Source organism: Streptomyces sp. NPDC058240 (assembly GCF_042882135.1).
GTDB lineage: Bacteria > Actinomycetota > Actinomycetes > Streptomycetales > Streptomycetaceae > Streptomyces.
The window spans coordinates 23,026-41,226 of sequence record NZ_JBHVWT010000048.1 but is presented as its reverse complement, the minus strand read 5'-3'; the positions used below and the strand labels follow the sequence as shown (position 1 = coordinate 41,226).

Sequence of the window (18,201 nt, the reverse complement as noted above, 5' to 3'; positions counted from 1 at the left end):
CTGATCGAGCCCGAGCAGGGATTGTTCACCCAGCCGCGGCCATAGCCACCCGGAGAGGCCACCACCAGCCCGACAACTCCAGCTGCAAGCGCGAAACGGGCAGCACGTTACTTACTGCCCTCTGAGTAGTTGCGGTACGGAGAGCGCCGCAACTACTCACACCCCATGTGGGCTGAGTTCTTTCAGGGGGACAACCCCACCTGATTTCGGGGCTTTCCCGGAGTGTGCTGAGGTGTCCGCCGCCCTAGCGTGCGGGCATGTCAACTTCCCGACACATCAAGGCCTTCGCGGCGTGCGTGGCGGTGCTCGCCGCCACCGCGACGACCACCGCCACCGCCGCCGACCCGGACCCGTTGGCCCGCTTCCACGGCCAGCACGTCGACTGGCACGCCTGCGCCCTCGGCGCCGGCGACGAGCTCGGCCGGAAGCTGGACGCCGCCGGCGCCGACTGCGCCGACTGCGCCGACATCACCGTGCCGCTCGACTACGCCGACCCCGGCGGTCGCACCATCACCGTCGCCATATCCCGTCTGAAGGCCACCGGCACCGCCCACCGTGTCGGCTCGCTGCTGCTCAACGACGGAGGGCCGGCCGGCCCCAGCCTCCACATGCCACTGACCAAGTCGGAGGTCATGGGAGAGGTCGCCGACCGCTACGACCTGATCGGCATGGACCCGCGCTTCGTCGGCCGGAGCACCCCGCTGGACTGCGGCTGGGACCTCGGCTCCGCCCTCGTCCGCTCCGCGGGCGCCGACCTGACGGCGTACCGCGAGGAGGTCGCCGTCGCGCGCGAACTGGCCGGGCGGTGCGAGCGCGCCCACGGTGACGTGCTGCCGTACGTCACCACCCGCAACACCGCCCGCGACATGGACGTCATCCGCGCCGCCCTCGGCGAAAACGCCCTCTCCTACCTCGGCTACTCCTACGGCAGTTACCTCGGCGAGGTCTACACACAGCTCTTCCCCGGCCGCACCGACCGCATGGTGCTCGACGGCGTCAATTCCCCGGAGCACTACAGCCAGACCCTGCTGCGTGGCGCCGAGGCGGCCAACGAGGCGGCCCTGCGCGCGTGGGCGTCGTGGGCCGCCGCGCGCGGCACCTACGGGCTGGGCGCCACGCGCGGCGAGGTCCTGGCGACGGTGGAGCACATCCTCGGTGCCGCTGCGGAGGAACCGCTGCGGATCGGAAAGGCGTACCTGCTGGACGAGCACGTACTCCCCTCCGTCTTCATCGGCGGCCTCGGCAGCGACCTCGACGAGAGGCGCGCCGACCTGGCCGGGACCGTACGTCTCCTGGCGCGCGCTGCGGACCGGGAGCCGGTCGAACCGTCCGAAGCACTCGCCGGGCAGCTGGAGTTCCTGCTGACCGGGGCAGGCTCGGCCTCCTCCAGTCAGATGACCGCGATCATCTGCGGCGACGTGGCCGAGCGGCGCGGCGTCGGCAGCTACTGGCGCGCGGTCGAGGAGTCCCGCGAGCGGTTCCCCCTCGCCGGGCCGCTGGCCAACAACATCACCCCCTGCGAGTTCTGGGACCGGCCCGCCGAGGCGCCGACCGTGCTCGACAACGACGTCCCGGCCCTGCTCGTCAACGCCACCGGCGACCCCCGCACCCTCTACGCCGGCGCCGAGGCCATGCGCGAGCAGTGGCCGAGCTCCCGGCTGCTCACCGTGGAGGGCGCCCGCCAGCACGGCCTGTACGGCGAGTACGGCAACGCCTGCGTCGACGGGCGCGTCAACGCCTACCTGCGCACGGGACGGCTCCCCGCGCACGACCTGAGCTGCGAGGCGTAGCCCGGCAGCGGTTCCCGGCGACGCGGGCAGTACCGGCGTCGCCGGGGCGCACACACCGAGACCGGCCTTGGGGAACAGCGGTACCGGCGATCAGCGAGATGCGGCCGACGCGGCGGCCGTCAGTGCGCCGGGGTGCGCCGCACCACCTTGCCCTGCCCGTCCGCCTCCAGCAAGGCCGCTCCCTCGGCACCCGTCACACCGACCCTGATGGTGAGGGAGCCGGTGAGGCGTTCGACGGTGAGCTGCCAGGTCTGCGGGGAACCGACACCCCGGCCGCTCCTCGCCTCCTCGACCAGGGCGGGGAAGCGGTCGTACGGCAGGGAATCCGGGTCGAACGTCGGGGCCTGCGAGCCAGTGGGCGCGTACACGACCGACAGCAGCCGATCCTGTACGACGACGGTGAGCGCCGCGCGCGCGTCCGTGCCCTTGGTGAGCGAGCCGACGGCCTTGCGCAGCTCGCCCTTGTCGAGGAACGACTGGTTCGGGCCGAGGGTGACCGTGCCGGAGGCCGACGACACCACCGTGGTCGACGAAGAGGAAGAGGAAGAGGGAGAGGAAGAGGAAGAGGCCGACGGCCTGCCTGAGGCGCCCTCGTCGAACAGGTCGGCGCGGAACAGCAGGACCACACCGGCCGCGGCGAGCAGCAGGGCGAGCAGCGTGACGAAACCGACGGCACAGCCGTCGGAGGGCTCGCTCACCAAGACCGGCCCCGGCGCCGAGTCGAGGCGAGCGCCGGCCACCCGCTCCTCCCACTCCGGCGTCGGCCGCTTCACGATCCTCACCCGCCACGGCCGGTCCGGCGGGTACTGGACCACCACGACGCCGCCCGGCCGGTAATCGGGCAGGTCCGCGAGGTTGATGTCCTGCGTGAACGCGACGCGGTACGCCGGTACGTCGTCCGGCGCGACCGTCAGGTCGAACCGCACCGCCACGTCGCTCGTCGCCTCACCCCCGACGGCCTCCAGGCTCTCGACCACCGCGAGCGCGGTGCGCGGCGCGACCGCCGCCTCCCGGGCACGCCTCGGCACACCGGCGAGGAAGAAGAGCAGACCGTAGACCACGGGCAGTCCCACACCCGCGACACACAACGGCACACTCTCGATGACACAGCCGACGACGAAAGCGGCCAGCGACACCCCGATCACACCGCCCGTGAGGAAGCCCAGGGCGAGGGCGACGGGGGTGTTGCGCAAGGGCGGCGCGCCCGTGGTGATCGTCATACGGGTGATTGTGCCGGTCTCGGATGACGGTTGGTGGATCTTCAAGCGTCTGCCTCCGGGGTTGCCAGGATCGACCCCGTGCGGGGGCATGGGCGGCCCGCACCGGATGTCCGAGCCTGGTGCTTGGCAGGGACCGCCCCTCCTTGTTCCTGGTGTGGTGAAAGCCTCTTCGCGTACGCGTCCCGGACATCGCCGGTCCGACGCGGATGTCACGTCCGCGGGTTCTGGGACACGTAGTTCGTCAGTGGGATGTGGTCGTGTGGTTCCGGCCTCATTTGAGGCCCGAGTGGGCCAGGCCCTCGACGAACTGGCGCTGGGCGATGACGAAGACGATCAGGACTGGCAGGACGGTCATGGTGGCGGCCGCCAGTTGGGTGTTCCACATGTCGCCCCCGTAGGCGTCGGTGAATCTGGTGAGTGCCTGCGGCAGCGTGAACAGCTCCGGCGAGGTGAGGTACACGGTGGGTTCCAGGTAGAGGTTCCACGACGTGAGGAAGGTCAGGATCGCGACCGCGGACAACGCCGGCTTGGCCAGCGGCAGGAAGATCCGCCACCAGATCGCGGGGCGGCCAAGGCCGTCCAGCCGACCCGCCTCCTCCAACTCGGCCGGAAGGGCGATGAAGAACTGCCTCATGATGAAGGTGGCCAGGACGCACGGTCCGGCCAGCGCCGTGCCCAGGATCAGCGGCCAGTGCGTGTTGATCATCCCGGCTCGTTTGAACATCTGGAACAAAGGCACGATCGTCACCTCGCTGGGCACCAGGAGGCCGGCCAGCACCACCAGGAAGAGGGCGTTCGCGCCGGGGAAGCGGATCCGGGCGAAGGCGTACCCGGCGAGGCTGGAGACCAGCAGGGTGATCAGGGTGACCAGGACGGCGATATACACGCTGTTCGCGTACTGCCGGGCGAACGGCTGGAAGCTGAACGCCTCGCTGTACGCGGACAGCGTGGGGTCATCGGTCCACAGTGACGGCGGGGACTTGAAGATCTCGGGCAGCGGCTTCACCGAAGCCGCCACCATCCAGATGGTCGGCACCACGAACGGGATCGCCAGGACACCGAGGGCCACCACCAGGAACGCTCGCCGGAAGACGGATGTCGACTTACTGCTCATGGAAAACCCACTTCCGGCGCAGCTGCCACTGCAACAGGGTCAGCAGCATGACGAAGGACAGCAGCATCAGGGCCAGCGTCGAGCCGTAGCCGATGTGGTTGAACTCGAAGGCTTGCTGGAAGACGTAGTACACGAGCACCGTGGTGCTCAACTCCGGGCCACCACTGGTCAGTACGGCGATCTGCGCGAACGACTGCAACGCCCCGACGACGGTGATGATCGCGGTCAGCAGCACCGTGGGTGAGATGAGCGGCAGCGTGATCCGGGTGAAAATCACCCTGCTCCCCGCGCCGTCGATCCGGGCGGCTTCGTACAGGTGCGTCGGCACGCCCTGCAAGGCGGCCAGGAAGAGCACCATATTGACGCCGACGCTGCGGATCACCTGCGTGATGATCACCGACAGCATCGCGGTGTCGCCGTGCTGCAGCCAGTTCGGCCCCGCGATGCCGATCGTGCCGAGAAGACCGTTGACACCACCGTTGTCCTGTAGCAGAAAGCCCCAGACCAGGGTCCACGCCACCACGGAGACGACGACCGGGGAGAAGAACAAGGTGCGGAAGAACGTCGCTCCGCGGAACCGCCGGTTCAGGAGTACGGCGAGCAGCAGGCCCAGGCCAATGTTCAGGATCACGACCCCGCCGCAGAAGACGGCGGTGGCCCACAGCACGGACGGCAGTTGCGGGTCGGAAGCCAGGGCTGCGTAGTTGTCGGCTCCGACGAAGGTCTGCTCGCCGGTGAAGACGTTCCAGTCGTTCAGGCTGTACCAGATCGCCAGCCCGACCGGGATCAGCACGAACAGCACGACCCCGACGAGCTGCGGCGCGATGAACAGATAGCCGGCGAGCACATCTCTGCGCCGGGTCGTCCAGAACGGTGGTCCTGAGGTGTCCCGGGCTCCTGCTGGCGCCCGGGAAGCGTCCGGTGTCCTCGTGAGGGTCTTCGTGAGGCCGGCCATGGTCACTTGGCCAGGATCGGTTCGATCGCGGTGCAGACCGACTTCAGCACGGCGGGGACGTCGGCGTCTGCCTTCCACATCGCGTCCAGTGCGGTCTTGCCCTTCTGGGCGGTCTCGGCCGGACCGGTGTGGTTGGGCAGGGTGACGGCGTTCGGCAGCTGGTCGACCACGGCCTCCTGCAGTTGCGCGGCGGTCAGCACCTTGTTGTCGGCGGCGAGCTTCGCGCCGGTGAGCAGCGACTTCCGCGGCGGCGGGAAGAACTGCCCCAGCTTCGCCGAGTTCACCGGATTCGTCAGGTAGGCGAGGAAGTCCGTGGCCTGAGTCTTGTGCTTGCTGGCCGACAGGACACCCACGCCGGCCTGGCCGATGACGGAGTACCTGCCGGCCGGGCCCGCCGGCAGGGGGTACAGCGCGTACTTGAACTTGTCGGTGAGCAGCGAGGCGCGGGAGACCTGAGCCACGGTGAAGGCGGCGTCACCGGCGAAGAAGTCGGCCGTCGTACCGGGCCCGGGCATGGCCTTGGTCTTGAACGCGGCGTCGTGCAGGAAGGTAAAGGCCTGCTGCATCTCGGGGCTGGTGAACGTGCAGGTCTTGCCGTCCGGGCTCCACGCGGCGGCGCCGAAGCCGGTCCATACCGTGGCCAGCATGTTCCACGACTTGTAGTCGAAGTCCCGGACGACGAAACCGGCCTTACCGGTGGCCGAGTGGACTGCCGCGCCAGCGGCGGCGACCTGGTCCCAGGTCAGGGTCTTCGGGTCGACCTTCTGCCCGGCCTTCGCCAGCAGGTCGGTGTTCACATACAGCGCGAACGGCGAGGTCGAGAAGGGGTAGGCGTACAGCGTGCCGCCCTGGCTGAACTCCTTGGTCGCGCTGTCCTCCAGGTCGTCGTACTGCCAGCCGTCGGTCGCCTTCAGCTTGTCGGTCAGGCCGACCAGCGCGCCGGAGGCGATCAGGTCCTTCGACAGGTCACCCATCCAGGCCAGGTCGGGAGCGTTGCCGCCGGCGATCTGGGTGGTCAGGGTGGTGTTGTAGTCGTCGAAGGGCAGGCTCTCGAACGTGATCGAGGAGACCTCGGGGTGCTTGGCGCGGTACGCGGCGGCAATCGTGTCGAACAGTTTGAGCTGGTCCTGATTCGAGGTCCAGACGGTCATTCGCAGCTTGACGTCCGTGGCGTTGTTCGCCCCGGATCCGTCGGTGGATGCGCCGCAGGCGGCTGTCAGCGCCAGCGCCGTCGTCAGCGCGACCGCGCCGAACAGCTTTCTCGCTCTGTTCATGGTGTGGGTCCTTCGTGCTCTCGGCGCGCGCTGCGCCTCGGGTTGGCTAGTAGCCGGCGATGCGCGGCCAGTGGAGTTCGATCCCGGCCGCGGTCAACCTGCCCTGGAGTCGGTCGACGAGGTGCTCGTCGGTCGCTACCTGCTGCGGGCTCAGGCCGAGGTCGAGGCAGTACGCGACGAGCTCGCCGGCCGATTCGCCGACGTTCCACTCGACCGGATGCAGCCGATAGGCGCCGTTGGTGATGTGGGTGGTGCCGATGTTCTTGGCGGCCGGTACCAGGTTCTTTGTGGCCGCCGGGACCAGCGCTCCGAGCGGTATCTCGAACGGCGCGCACTCGACGTCGATGTAGTTGTCGCCACCGGTGGAGGGATGCAGATCGATCCGGTACATCCCCACCCCGACCGAGCCGTCGAACCGAGCCGGTCCGGCGTCCCCGCGGGCTTTGATCGAGATGTCCTGCTCGCGCACGGTGGTGAGTGCTTTGATCCGCCGGGATTCGCGGATGTACGGCGCCTGTGCGAACCCGTCGGCGGTGCCGACCAGGTCGCCACGCAGTCGCAGTCCGGGCCAGCCGCGGCCACCGTCCGGGCGAGGCGCCTCGGTCTGCAGCCAGTACACATAGGCGCGGGACTGCGCCTTCGCTGCGTTCAGGTGGTGCTGTCGGTCGTCGGTGTCGATGATCGAGCCACTGACGTAGTCCAGTTGCGGCCAGTTGGCCAGCACGATGTCACTGTCGTAGAAGCCGCCGGCGAAGTTCTGCCGGGCGGCGATGCGCCGGAACTGCCACAGATCCTGGTCGCCAGCATCGAATCGGGGGTCCCCGGTGGCGTCGCCGGCCGGGTTGACGTTCATGGTCCGTTCCTCCGGCAGGAGGGTCCGTGGGTTCGGCGCGATGAAGGACAGCATCGGCGCACCCCAGAACGGCAGTTCGAATGAGCGCCAGAAGTCGTAGTCGTCCGGCCGGGCGATGGTGTGATCGCCGGCGACGTGATCGAAGACGAAGCACCACGCGATCGACTGCACGTTGCCCGGATCGGCGACCTCGGGAGCGCTCGGCTCACCGGTGTCGGACCGCCCCTCGGCCCCGACGACGTACTCGGTTCCGGTCAGTGGCAGCAGGTCGCCGGTCTCGGTCCCGTCCAGGACGTACTCGGCGGTGATCACGGTCTCGGCTCCGGTCCGCGGGTCCACGACGGTGACGGTGCGGACCGTCGCGTCGCCGACCTCGGCCGCGACGGGCACCGCGGGTTGCAGGACGGTGAGCCGCCCGGTCGACCGGTACGGCGCGAGCAGGGCGGTGATCACCGCGTTGGCCACCCTCGGTTCGTGGCACAGCCTGCTCACCCGGCCACGGCCCGGGTTGAGTTCCCGGTCGGCGCGAGCGGCTGCCGTCAGCGGGTAGTGATCGCGATAGTAGCGACGAATGTCCTCCCGCAACGCGCGGTAGCGCGCGGTGACGCCGAACTGTTCCACCCAGATGTGCTCGTCGGGCGGAACGGCCTGTGAGGTGAGTTGCCCGCCGAGCCAGGCGTACTCTTCGGTCATCACCACGCGGCGGCCGCGCTGCAGCAACGCCAGCGCCGCGGCGACGGAACCGAGTCCACCGCCGATGATCGCCACCTCGGCTGTGATCCTGCCGGTCATGACGGCGCGTCCGTCCGCGCGACGATCGTGTTCCCCAGCTCGACCTCGGCGACCAGAAGCCGCCCCGTGTCCAGACCGGCCCACTCCTGCGGGTCCGTGGTGATCAGGAGCTGCAGAAGATCGAGTGCCTCGGCCGCCAGCTGTTGCCTGGGGACGTGGAAGCCGGCCAGTATCCGGCCCTCTACGCGATGGCCGCGCACCTCGCCGAGGGCGGCGAGCGAGGTCTCGTCCGGTACGGCGACTCCGGCGCCGAACAGCGCGTGCGCGACGTCCTCGGCCAGGAACGCGTCTTCCGCGATGATCAAGGTGGCCCCGGTCGCCCGGGCCAACCGGGGCAGGTCGGCGATTCTCTCCTCACCGACCAGCAGGAAAGCCAGCCTGCCTTCCGCCGAGGCGGCTTCGACGGCGCCGCGCCGGTCCCGCGCGGTCGGCGTATCGCGGCCGCGGTGGACGTACAGCGCCTGCTGGTGCCCGTCGGCCGCAGCCTGATCGATCAGTGCGGTGGTCGGGGTGACGTAGTCGATGGCCACGTACGGCACTGCGGCAGCGGTCTCGTCCCGGCGGCCGATCGCGACGAACGGGAACTGCTCGGCGACCAGCCGTTCCAGCTCGGACGCGACCATCTGCTGACCGAGTAGGACACAACCGTCGGTCAGCCGTAGCCGCGTCTTGCGGTGGAAGAGGCTCCGCGTGCCGTTCTCGACCGGTGAGGAGGTGAAGAACAGCAGGTCCCAGCCGATTTGCTCGGCGGCTCGCTCGATCCCGTTCAGCAGCGGACCGTAGAAGTCCATGCTCTCGGGAGACAACGCGGCCTCGTAGGTGAAGACGCCGATGATCTGGTTGTCCAGACCGGCGAGCCGGCGAGCCGCGGGGTCGGCGACGTAGGTGAGTTGCTCGATGGCCTGCTTGACCCGCGCGCGGGTGGCCTCGGGGACCCGCACGTTCGAGCCGTCGCGGTCGTTCAGCACCACCGACACAGTGGTCTGACTGACGCCCGCCAGCTCGGCGATCTCGCGTTGGGTGACGCGGCGAGGTCTCGGCGACATCGATCCTCCATCGTGATAATGCCTATCTTCACTTGCAGGCGATGAACCTATTACAAGGGGCCCGTCTGGGCAAGCACCCGTTGACACCAATGTAGTGGCCTGGAAACGTATCGTTCACGGAGCTGAAGATAGGCATTATCAGGGTGCGCCTCCGAGCGCTGGACAGGAGCAGACGATGACCCACGAGGCCTTCTCCCGACCCACCCTCAATCGCCGAGGCTTCCTCGGCGCGGCCCTTGCAGCCGGTGTCGTACTGGTCGCCGAGTCGACGCCGATCGCAGCGCACGCCGCGGCCGGCGACGTCACCCTGGGTGCCGGTGGTATCAACCTGCTGGCCAGTCCGGGCGGCAGGCTCACTATCCGTGACGCTGGTGGCGTCACACGGTCAGCCGGGTCGAAGTTCCAGGTCAAAGACAGTGTCACCGGCATCCACGTGTCCACCGGCGGCACCCCGACCCTGAGCGCGCTCCCGGACGGGACGCCGGCGATCCGGATGGACTACACATTCGACGCCGCCGCCGGCTCGACCAGCGTCACCGGCTGGTTCAGCGTCGGCACCTCCCATGCCGGGCTGGAGTGGCGAATCACCGGGGCGGACACGCTGGTCGCGGACGGCTTCCTGTTCAGCCGGGCGATCCAGGCGCCGACAGCGCCCGACGACTACGTCGCGATCGCCGAATGGGTCCGCGACGCAGGCGGAGGCATCCCGTACGAGGACACTCTCGGCGTCGCACACACATCTACCTGGGGAACCAGTCTGCACGGCTTGTTCCTGCTGGACCGGTCCCGCCAGGCCTGGACGAACTCGACCTGGGTGCACGCGCCGGGCGTGGCCGACCCGGCCGGCGGCTGGACCAGCCGGGCCGACTTCTTCTTCTCCGAGACCCGTCCGTCAGCCACCGCCACCATCGGCCGGGGCCGTGAGCTCGGCCTCGAACTCACCACCAACCGCGACTTCAACCTGTATGAGTCGGCCGGTGATCAGATGGAGCTCACCGCCCTGGTGGCCAACGGCGGCGCAGCCAAATCGGTCGACCTGGAACTGTGGGCGCGCAGCTTCGACGGCGCACTGCTGGCCTCCACGACCGCGACCGGCAGCGTCGCCGCAGCCGGCACCTGGCAGCACACCTTCACCCTGACCGCACCTGCCGGTGGGATCGCCCTGGCCGAAGTGGTGGTCCGATCGGGTGACGACGAGGCGTTCGCCCGGACCAATCTCGCGGTACTGCCGTCGTACGACTACCAGGCCGGCGCGGACAGCATGTTCGCCATCGCCAACTACCCGTGGCTCCAGCGGCCGAGCGCCGACGCCGTGCTGGACCTGTGGCAGCGAGTCGGCATCGGTCTGGTCCGGATCGCATACGACGGTGGCCCTGGGCTGCCGCCTGCCGCCTTCGACGCCCGCTGCATGCGGCACAACATCGAACTTCAGCCGTCGCTGGATGTGACCGACGCCGAGGCGGCCACCTGGGCCGCGGACAAACTGGCGGTAGCAGTGGGTGCCGGCGCCGGCTACTTCGAGGTCGGCAACGAGCTGAACAGGCCGTTCAACACCGGCGACGCCGCGCAGGCGTACCTGGACAAGGCGCTACGTCCCGTCTTCGACCGGCGAGCGGCCACCGGCGACGTCGTCAAGCTGATGAACAACGGGCTGGCAGGCATGGACAAGCCGTGGGTGGAGAACTTCATCGCGGGAGGCGGCTGGGACCTGATCGACGCCTTCGCCTACCACCCGGGACGCGGCAACTTCACGCCGGACTACATACCGGCGGGCGATGACTGGAACACCGGCGGCGACGGCACCTACTGGAACTTCTACGGTGGCCTGCGCCAGCTGAAGGCGCTGATGGCCGAGCACGGCGAGAAGGAGATCTGGCTGACCGAGGCCTATGCGCCGACCAAGCCCAACAGCTGGTGGCACGACACCTACCGACACGCCGCGGAGAACGTGCTGCTCACCTTGGCACTGGCTAAGGCCGAGGGGATCCGGGGCGTGTGCTGGTACCAGTTCCACGACAGTGTGCTCGGCATGCCGCAGGTCGCCGACCCGGACAACGTCGAGTACCACTACGGCCTGATGAACCGCGACCTCAGCCCGAAGCCGTCGCTCCTGGCGTACGCGACCGCGGCCCGCGTACTCGATCAGGCCACCTTCCAGGGCTGGCTGACCTTCCCCGACCCGCAGACCTTCGGCCTGTGGTTCGACACACCCGACGGCCCGGCGGTCGTCCTGTGGAACCGGGCCGACGGCTACTTGCTGAACACCTCCGGCCAGCGCACCGACTGGCACTTCCCCGCCCCCGAGGTCTGGATCGACCCCTGGCCGACCAAGACCCTCCTCACGGTCACTGCCGGCAACGCCGTACGCCAGCTGGACGCCATCGGCCGTAGCTGTCAGCTGTCATCGGCCCGGGGCCAGGTGACACTCACGCTCGACGGCTCACCACGTATCTTCTACGGCCTGACACCACTGGCCAGGCCCGGCGCCAATACGCTGGCGGGCTGCCACCGGCGGAGGCCCGGCGGACAACCCAGCGACCGGCCGTTGCAGCCGCCCGGACCGTCCGGGAGGCGTTCCGCAAGGTGATCATCCCGCTCGCCGCACCGGGCATCTTCACCACCGCGATCATCACCTTCACCGCGGCCTGGAACGAGTTCCTCATCGCTCTGTCGATGACGAACCAGCCCGGCATGCAGACAGCGCCGGCCGCCATCTCCACGTTCGCCGGCGCCACCCGGTTCGAGACCCCCTCCGGCAGCCGGATGACGGCAGGGGTCCTGGTCACCATCCCCCTGGTGATCATGGTGCTGCTCTTCCAGCGCCGCATCGTCGCCGGACTGACCGCCGGCGCGGCGAAGCAGCCGCCCAGCACCCCCGCGTCCAAGGAGCAATCAGCCGCATGTCCGTTCCCGGTACCCCACCGTGGTGGCGCAGCGCCGTCATCTACCAGGTCTGCATCCGCAGTTTCGCCGACTGCAGCGGCGTCGGCGACATCGTCGGCATCCGCTCCCGCCTGCCGTATCTCAAGTCGCTCGGCGTGGACGCCATCTGGATCAACCCCTGGTACAAGTCGCCGACGGCCGAACACGGTTACGACGTAGCCGACTACCGCGCGATCGATGAAACTGTTCGGCACCGTGGCCGAGGCCGAGCAGCTCATCGCGGAGGCACACCGGCACGGGATCCGCGTCATCCCCGACATCGTCCCGAACCACACCTCCGACCAGCACGCCTGGTTCCAGGCAGCCCTGGCCTCGGGCCCCGGCAGCCCGGAGCGGGAGCGATACATCTTCCGGCCCGGCCGCGGCCCCGACGGCACCCAGCCGCCCAACAACTGGGTCTCCGAATTCGGCGGCCCGGCCTGGACCCGGCTGCCCGACGGCGACTGGTACCTGCACCTGTTCGCCCCCGAGCAGCCCGACCTCAACTGGAACCACCCCGACGTGGGTGAGGCCAGCGACGTACCGATGCGGTTCGAGCTGACCGTCGCGCCGGACGACGCGTCCGCCTACCGCGTCGAGTTCCGGCAGGACGTCAACATCGTCGAGCTTGCCGACTACCGGCCGCGCGGGGTCGTGGTGGTCGAGTATCCGCCGGACCGGCCGTGGAAGGTGCGGATCGTGAAACGGCCTACGCCGCAGTGGGAGGAGCGGGCGGCCGGGGCGCGCCTGGACTCGGCGCCGGGTCCGGCCATGAAGAGCGATCCCCCGGCGGGCTGCGCCGGCGGTCTCTTCACGCTCTTCGGCCTGCTGCTCGGCGCGGTCGCCGTGCTCCTGCTCTTCCGCGCCGATCTGTTCGGCGCCGACGAGAGCAGCGCCTCCCCAGGGCCGGCCGTCTCCTTCTCGTCGTCCACGACCACCGTGACGTCGGCGACCGACACGGTCACCCTCGGTCCGGGCCAGTCGATGCTCGACGAGGACGAACTGCGCAAGGCCGTCGAGTCGTTGACGCAGGGCGGGGACAGGCGTCAGGCGCTCACCGTGGTCGTGCAGGACTGCCTGCTGACGGTCGTCTTCTCCCCCACCGGCGTGAAGACCGCCGGGTTCGACCCGCGTTCCCTGCCCTACGAGCGCGTCTCCGCGCTGGTCGAGGAGGCCAGGACCACCCTCGGCGTCGAGTCCCCGCAGGGCTGGCAGCTGACCGCCGACGGCGTCACCGGCTCGCTCACGCTCCGGGTCATGGTGACCGGCGACGGGGGGCACGGGAACAATGGAGGCGGACGGGCAGGGCAAAGTGCTGCGGCGCAGCGGCAGTTGACCGGATCGGCAGGAGGAGGGGCGTATGGGGTGGGACGAGTTTCTGGTGCTGTGGTGTGCGGTGTGGGGTGTGATGGCGGTGGTCGGGTACGGGATGTCGCTGGCCGGGGTGACCAAGGCGCAGCGGACGGTCCGGCTCACGGGGCGGATCGAGCGGGTGCGGGAGCCGCGGCACGGCGGGTCCCGGACGGGCGGGATATCGGTGGTCGTCTCCTACCGTGACCCGGCCTCGGGTCAGGAGGTCACCGTGACGAACGACGGTGAGCGCGGCGAGATGATCACCCCTGCGTGGGAGGGCCGGGAGATCGGGGTCAGCCACCCGCGGGGCAGACCGCACGCCTACCGGTTCTCCAACACTCCGGAGGAGCCCAGTCGTGGGCTGGGCTGGCCGAGTTTCGCGGTCTTCCTGGTCTACGTCGGGCTGGTGGTCCTCGCCGCGCTCGAGTGGGGGTGGCCGTGGGCGCTGATCGGCTTCGGCGGGCCATGGGCGGTCTCCGGCGCCGTTCATCTGCCCGGGGCGGTACGCGCCAAGAACCGCCGCATCGAGAGGCTGGCTGCGATGGACACCGCGCAGGGACGGGTCGTCGCGGTCCTCAAGGACGTCAGCGTCGACGACGACGGCCACACCTCGACCACCATCACCCCGGTCGTGTCGTTCACCACCCGCGAGGGCACGGCCGTCACGGCCCACTGCACGTCGAACCTTCCGGACCTCGCCGGCGCGTACGGCCGTGCCGTGACGGTCCATTACACGCCCGCCGACCCGGCCGAATTCACGCTGGACCGCGCGGCCGAACACCGCTCGGAGGAGCGGGACGTGACGTTCCACGTCCTGGCGATCGCCGTGCTCGTGGCGACGGCCGTGGCGGGAGCGGTGTTCCTCTGAGGCCCATGAAGGGGCTCTGGACCAGGTGGGTACCTTCTCCCCCATGGAACCGTTCACGTTCGACTACGAGAACCTGCATGCGCGTGTGGACCGGGGGGTGTTCGAGCTGTTCAACCTGGACAGTTCGGCGCACACGTTCCGTGTCCCGCTGCGCTGGCTCGGGGTGTCGCTGCACTACAAGAAGCCGGACCGGCCCGGCACACTGTACTTCGGCGTGGTCCGTGATCCGCAGGCCGCCCTTTACAACACCGACCGGCTCGCCTTCCGGCACTCGACCTCGCCCGCGTTCCAGGTGCCGCCCGGCGACGAGCCGTTGTTCCGCGCCTACTTCACCGAGGTGGCCCGGCTCGCCGACCGGTCGGTGGTCTGACGTGGAACCGGTGGTCTTCGAGCACAACACCGTGCACATGCGGGTCGACCACGCAATCTTCGAGGTGTTCCGGCGCAACCGCGTCATCGGGTCGTACCGGGCCCCTCCGCACCGGGTCGAGGTCCGCGCGGAGACCCGCAGGGGCGGTGTGGCCCGGCTGCAGGTCTGCCGGGCGAGTTCACCGGTCTTCGCTTCCCGTGCCGCGTATGCCGACGGACGGCGACGAGATCGCCGATGCCGACCAGGTGGCGAGCGCGTCGGGCGATGATCCGAGCGCTTCCTGGGTGCGGAGGTGACCGACAACCCGGGCTCCGCACCCGGAAGCGAGTACTGCCACGCCGGGCGAGGCCGGCCAATCACTCCGATGCACGCGCCTTTCACCCGGTTGGGGGTTACTGCCGGGCCCCGGCGGCGCCACTGAGTGAACGCTGAGGTGCTGTTGGCATCGAGGAAGGCGAGAACAGCATGACCTCATTGGCGATCTCCGGCATATCGCGCGCGCACGTCATCGTGGCCGGATGTGCCCTGGTCCTATGCACGACGACGGCAGTCCCGGCTGCCGCGGACGGTGATATTTCCGGCGCGAAACCCACGGTGGTTCTGGTGCACGGTGCGTTCGCCGATAATTCCAGCTGGGACGGGGTGATTTCGCGCCTTGAGCGCAGCGGCTACCCGGTGATCGCGCCCTCCAACCCGCTGCGCGGTCTGTACAACGACTCCACGTACATCGCCTCGGTACTGAACAGCATCAAGGGCCCCGTCGTGCTGGTGGGCCACTCCTACGGCGGCGCTGTAATCAGCTCGGCCGCGGCCGGAAACCCCAAGGTGAAGTCGCTCGTGTACGTGTCGGCTCTGATGCCCGACGTGGGCGAGAGCGGCATGTCGCTGGCCGCACGGTTCCCCAGTGAACTGAGCACCGCCACCAAGGCCGTCCCGTTCCGGGAGAGCGGTCGCAGTGGGACCGACCTGTACCTCAAGCGCGACAAGGTCCACCAGGTCTTCGCCGCAGACCTGCCGGAGAGCAAGGCGAATCTGCTGGGGGTCACCCAGCGGCCCGTCGCCACGACCGCCTTCTCGGAGAAGGCCAAGGTCGCGGCCTGGAAGCAGATACCGTCCTGGGCGCTGGTAGGCCGACAGGACAAGACCATCAATCCGGATCAGGAACGCTTCCAGGCAAAGCGGGCCGGCTCGCACACGGTGGAGATCAACTCTTCACATGTGTCCCTGATCGCCCACCCCGAGGCGGTCGCCGACCTCATCCTCCAGGCAGCTGCAGCTCCCGACTCCGCCCGGCCGTCATTAGCAGCCAGCGGATCCGCGAATGACGCACGTGCCAGGACCGTCCTCGCTCGTTTCGCCGGGGCGTCCCTGATCGTCGGTGCGGGAGCTGTTCTTCTCGGCCACCGGCTGCGACGCGCCCGCCGCTGACGGCGAACAGGTCGCCCTGTAGTCCCCTTGTGCATTGTTCAGCAGCGCCTCGGTTCCACGGGAGCGTGAAGGAGGCCGGTCGGCGAGACCGTACACGCAGGCGCTGGACCGAAGGCCGTACGAGTGATCCGTAGCGTTCCGCGAGCGTGACGGTTCTCGGCCTGCTGTACGCGGCATCCGCGCCGATGCGCATGACATCGCCGATGGCACCCGCGTAATTGTCAAATCCTGTGGATCACGAGGCTCCGGAGATGTCCTGTAGCCAGTCGTCGAGCGCGGCGAGGTCGGTATCGGTGAGGCCGATTGCGGAATCGCCGCGGTGGATCCTGGAAGGTGTAGATCTACGTGGCACGACCCTCGAAGTACAGTGCGGAGTTCCGGTCCGACGCGATCGCGTTGTGGCGGGCTTCGGCCGGCAGCCGGACGTTCAAGGACGTCGCGGCTGATCTGATCAAGTGAGATTGCCGCTACCGCGCCGAGCTGCACGAGCGTCGTGCCGCCTCGCTCACACCAAAGCACAGGCTGAGCGGCCCCGAGCCAGCTGACCCGGGAGTCGGCGGGGTCGGCGGCAGCAGGGCGAGATCAGCTGTTACCGGCTTCCCGCGCCACGCGCTCCAGTCGGCGCCGGTGGTCCTCCCACCATGTCTGATCGCCTGGTGGCATGTTGTCCTTGCCTTGCAGGTACCCGACGGATCCATCGATGAGCTCTCGCACGATGTCGGCGTGGCCGGCGTGCCGCTGAGTATCGGAGATCACGCGCACCAGGATGTGGTGCAGTGTCACCTCTCGTCGCTCCTCCGGCCACCACGGGACGTGACCGATCGCGTCAAGCGTCAGCGTCGTAATCGTGCTGTTGGAGTGCTCCCACGCCTGGTGATACAGCCCAACGATGTCTTCACGCGATTCGTCTGCAGTGGCCCACATGTCCGCGTTGGGTTCTGCATCCTCCGTATACCACCAGGGTGGCGGCTCCTCGTCGAAGAACGGCCGCCCAAACGTGTCGCCGAAGTACCCCAGCTCCACGCTGGCGATATGTTTGACCAGCCCCAGCAGATTCGTGCCCGTGGGGGTCAACGGGCGGCGGATGTCGTATTCCGAGAGCCCATCCAGCTTCCATAACAGGGCGTCACGCCCGTCTTGCAGGTAACGGAGAAGGTCCGCTTTCGGATTCGGTTTGATCATGCCGGGCAGTCTTCCACCTGGCACTGACAGCCGGCTCTATGGGACAACCCGGTGCCCCGCTCCCGGAGGGCTGCTCCTGGTCGCACTTCTGGTCGCGCCTCACGTCGCGCTCCTGGTCTCGCCAGGATCCAGTGCGATGGAGGGAAAACCGCAGGCCGCAGGGTCCGCCACGGCCAGGCGGCACGCCGACTACTTACCTACAGAAGAGGTCTGTGCGCAGCCGGACCCGTCATCGCCGTCCGATGCAGCAGCCACCCGGCCCGGCCGACGCCGTCCTCCTGGCCGACGCCGCAGTACGTCACCCCTGAGGTGTACGCACCGGACGAAGACGTGCACGGCCACCGCGGCCGGGCCGGACACCCCCGGCCGCTGACCCAATTGCCGACCCGCCCAGCTCGGGGCGTTCCGCAGGACACTCACCCGACTCGTGCCCCGCCCGGCGTGACCGTGGTCAGGAGACGAGGCGGCAGGAGCGCCAGCGGTGGCCGGTGCGGCTGACCAGTCCGCGGGCTTCGAGGCGGCCGAGCTGGTAGGCGACGGACCCGTTCGCCGATCTGCCGGACGGAAGGGCTCTCGCCGGTCTCGGCGATCCAGTCCCGGATCGTGCGCAGGATCGCTTCCTGCCGGGCGGACAGGGCGTCCGGCCGGGTCATGCCGCTCTCGTCCCGCGCTGCTCCTGGCGGTGAGCGAGCCGCCGCAGCTCGACCCGGGCAGCAGGCGTGCCGGGCGGAGTGGACCAGGTGGTCGATGACGCGGTCGGCCGCGGACTTCGAGATGCCGAAGAGCGGGGCAAGCTGGCGCAACGTCAGGTTTGTTCGCCCGTAGGCCACCACGAGCAGCACGGGCGCGTGGCCGGAGCAGGCCAAGGGCGGCAGTCGGCACCGTCAGTCAAGTGACCGATGCCTGGTCACGGGGGTCACACAAGCCTTGAAGTGTTCAGCCCTCCCCGTGGGGCGTCGGCGCTCGCACGAGCAGCCTGTGCGGCGCAGCGAGGCGCAGAGGATGCCCCGAGAACGGAGTGACGGCCCTCAGCA

The 18,201-nt window shown here is 69.0% G+C and carries 13 protein-coding genes and 3 pseudogenes; 7 read left to right on the top strand and 9 right to left on the bottom strand.

What is annotated here, in order from left to right; genetic code table 11:
- Nucleotides 1–257 precede the first annotated feature (257 nt).
- Nucleotides 258–1,790, top strand: a complete 1,533-nt coding sequence (locus tag ACFVX4_RS35910; protein ID WP_389985884.1) for an alpha/beta hydrolase — start codon at nt 258–260, stop codon at nt 1,788–1,790.
- 119 nt (nt 1,791–1,909) lie between these two features.
- Here the strand turns inward: ACFVX4_RS35910 and ACFVX4_RS35905 are convergent, their stop codons facing one another.
- From ACFVX4_RS35905 to ACFVX4_RS35880, 6 genes are all read right to left on the bottom strand, one after another.
- Complete coding sequence (locus ACFVX4_RS35905) at nt 1,910–3,010, bottom strand: hypothetical protein (protein ID WP_389985881.1); 1,101 nt, start codon at nt 3,008–3,010, stop codon at nt 1,910–1,912.
- 271 nt (nt 3,011–3,281) lie between these two features.
- Nucleotides 3,282–4,124, bottom strand: coding sequence for a carbohydrate ABC transporter permease (locus ACFVX4_RS35900; RefSeq protein WP_389985878.1), 843 nt, complete (start codon nt 4,122–4,124; stop codon nt 3,282–3,284).
- Nucleotides 4,114–5,079: a carbohydrate ABC transporter permease gene (locus tag ACFVX4_RS35895; protein ID WP_389985893.1), complete on the bottom strand. Its 966-nt coding sequence runs from the start codon at nt 5,077–5,079 to the stop codon at nt 4,114–4,116. The genes ACFVX4_RS35900 and ACFVX4_RS35895 overlap by 11 nt, the downstream gene beginning before the upstream one ends.
- A 2-nt stretch (nt 5,080–5,081) precedes the next feature.
- Nucleotides 5,082–6,353, bottom strand: coding sequence for an ABC transporter substrate-binding protein (locus tag ACFVX4_RS35890; RefSeq protein ID WP_389985876.1), 1,272 nt, complete (start codon nt 6,351–6,353; stop codon nt 5,082–5,084).
- 46 nt (nt 6,354–6,399) lie between these two features.
- Nucleotides 6,400–7,998, bottom strand: coding sequence for an FAD-dependent oxidoreductase (locus tag ACFVX4_RS35885; protein WP_389985873.1), 1,599 nt, complete (start codon nt 7,996–7,998; stop codon nt 6,400–6,402).
- Nucleotides 7,995–9,044, bottom strand: a complete 1,050-nt coding sequence (locus tag ACFVX4_RS35880; protein WP_389985870.1) for a LacI family DNA-binding transcriptional regulator — start codon at nt 9,042–9,044, stop codon at nt 7,995–7,997. The genes ACFVX4_RS35885 and ACFVX4_RS35880 overlap by 4 nt, the downstream gene beginning before the upstream one ends.
- A 175-nt stretch (nt 9,045–9,219) precedes the next feature.
- Here ACFVX4_RS35880 and ACFVX4_RS35875 point away from each other — a divergent pair, with 175 nt between their 5' ends.
- From ACFVX4_RS35875 to ACFVX4_RS35850, 6 genes and pseudogenes are all read left to right on the top strand, one after another.
- Nucleotides 9,220–11,631 carry a hypothetical protein gene (locus ACFVX4_RS35875; protein WP_389985867.1) on the top strand — a complete coding sequence of 804 codons (2,412 nt, stop codon included), beginning with the start codon at nt 9,220–9,222 and terminating at the stop codon, nt 11,629–11,631.
- Nucleotides 11,628–11,819 (top strand): annotated as a pseudogene (locus ACFVX4_RS35870) (carbohydrate ABC transporter permease); the annotation flags it as partial. The gene ACFVX4_RS35875 and the pseudogene ACFVX4_RS35870, both read left to right, overlap by 4 nt.
- Nucleotides 11,820–11,944: 125 nt before the next feature.
- A pseudogene (locus tag ACFVX4_RS35865) lies at nt 11,945–12,521 on the top strand (alpha-amylase family glycosyl hydrolase); the annotation flags it as partial.
- Nucleotides 12,522–13,326: 805 nt separating this feature from the next.
- Nucleotides 13,327–14,187: a DUF3592 domain-containing protein gene (locus tag ACFVX4_RS35860; RefSeq protein WP_389985864.1), complete on the top strand. Its 861-nt coding sequence runs from the start codon at nt 13,327–13,329 to the stop codon at nt 14,185–14,187.
- 43 nt (nt 14,188–14,230) lie between these two features.
- The gene (locus tag ACFVX4_RS35855) at nt 14,231–14,557 is read left to right on the top strand and encodes a hypothetical protein (RefSeq protein WP_389985861.1); all 327 of its coding nucleotides are present in this window, start codon (nt 14,231–14,233) and stop codon (nt 14,555–14,557) included.
- A 465-nt stretch (nt 14,558–15,022) separates the two neighbouring features.
- Nucleotides 15,023–15,985, top strand: a complete 963-nt coding sequence (locus ACFVX4_RS35850) for an alpha/beta fold hydrolase (protein WP_389985859.1) — start codon at nt 15,023–15,025, stop codon at nt 15,983–15,985.
- 582 nt (nt 15,986–16,567) lie between these two features.
- Here the strand turns inward: ACFVX4_RS35850 and ACFVX4_RS35845 are convergent.
- From ACFVX4_RS35845 to ACFVX4_RS35835, 3 genes and pseudogenes are all read right to left on the bottom strand, one after another.
- Nucleotides 16,568–17,167: a DinB family protein gene (locus ACFVX4_RS35845; RefSeq protein ID WP_389985856.1), complete on the bottom strand. Its 600-nt coding sequence runs from the start codon at nt 17,165–17,167 to the stop codon at nt 16,568–16,570.
- Nucleotides 17,168–17,583: 416 nt separating this feature from the next.
- Nucleotides 17,584–17,820 (bottom strand): hypothetical protein, encoded by a 237-nt coding sequence (locus ACFVX4_RS35840; RefSeq protein ID WP_389985890.1) that lies wholly within the window; start codon nt 17,818–17,820, stop codon nt 17,584–17,586.
- Nucleotides 17,821–17,904: 84 nt separating this feature from the next.
- Nucleotides 17,905–18,009: pseudogene (locus tag ACFVX4_RS35835) on the bottom strand (transposase family protein); the annotation flags it as partial.
- Between the last annotated feature and the right edge of the window lie 192 nt (nt 18,010–18,201).

Bases quoted from the DNA above. Each gene is read 5' to 3' on its own strand.
- ACFVX4_RS35890 (WP_389985876.1), bottom strand. From the start codon at position 6,353: ATGAACAGAGCGAGAAAGCTGTTCGGCGCGGTCGCGCTGACGACGGCG.
- ACFVX4_RS35885 (WP_389985873.1), bottom strand. From the start codon at position 7,998: ATGACCGGCAGGATCACAGCCGAGGTGGCGATCATCGGCGGTGGACTC.
- ACFVX4_RS35845 (WP_389985856.1), bottom strand. From the start codon at position 17,167: ATGATCAAACCGAATCCGAAAGCGGACCTTCTCCGTTACCTGCAAGAC.
- ACFVX4_RS35900 (WP_389985878.1), bottom strand. From the start codon at position 4,124: ATGAGCAGTAAGTCGACATCCGTCTTCCGGCGAGCGTTCCTGGTGGTG.
- ACFVX4_RS35895 (WP_389985893.1), bottom strand. From the start codon at position 5,079: ATGGCCGGCCTCACGAAGACCCTCACGAGGACACCGGACGCTTCCCGG.
- ACFVX4_RS35905 (WP_389985881.1), bottom strand. From the start codon at position 3,010: ATGACGATCACCACGGGCGCGCCGCCCTTGCGCAACACCCCCGTCGCC.
- ACFVX4_RS35910 (WP_389985884.1), top strand. From the start codon at position 258: ATGTCAACTTCCCGACACATCAAGGCCTTCGCGGCGTGCGTGGCGGTG.
- ACFVX4_RS35880 (WP_389985870.1), bottom strand. From the start codon at position 9,044: ATGTCGCCGAGACCTCGCCGCGTCACCCAACGCGAGATCGCCGAGCTG.
- ACFVX4_RS35860 (WP_389985864.1), top strand. From the start codon at position 13,327: ATGGGGTGGGACGAGTTTCTGGTGCTGTGGTGTGCGGTGTGGGGTGTG.
- ACFVX4_RS35840 (WP_389985890.1), bottom strand. From the start codon at position 17,820: ATGACCCGGCCGGACGCCCTGTCCGCCCGGCAGGAAGCGATCCTGCGC.
- ACFVX4_RS35855 (WP_389985861.1), top strand. From the start codon at position 14,231: ATGGAACCGTTCACGTTCGACTACGAGAACCTGCATGCGCGTGTGGAC.
- ACFVX4_RS35850 (WP_389985859.1), top strand. From the start codon at position 15,023: ATGACCTCATTGGCGATCTCCGGCATATCGCGCGCGCACGTCATCGTG.
- ACFVX4_RS35875 (WP_389985867.1), top strand. From the start codon at position 9,220: ATGACCCACGAGGCCTTCTCCCGACCCACCCTCAATCGCCGAGGCTTC.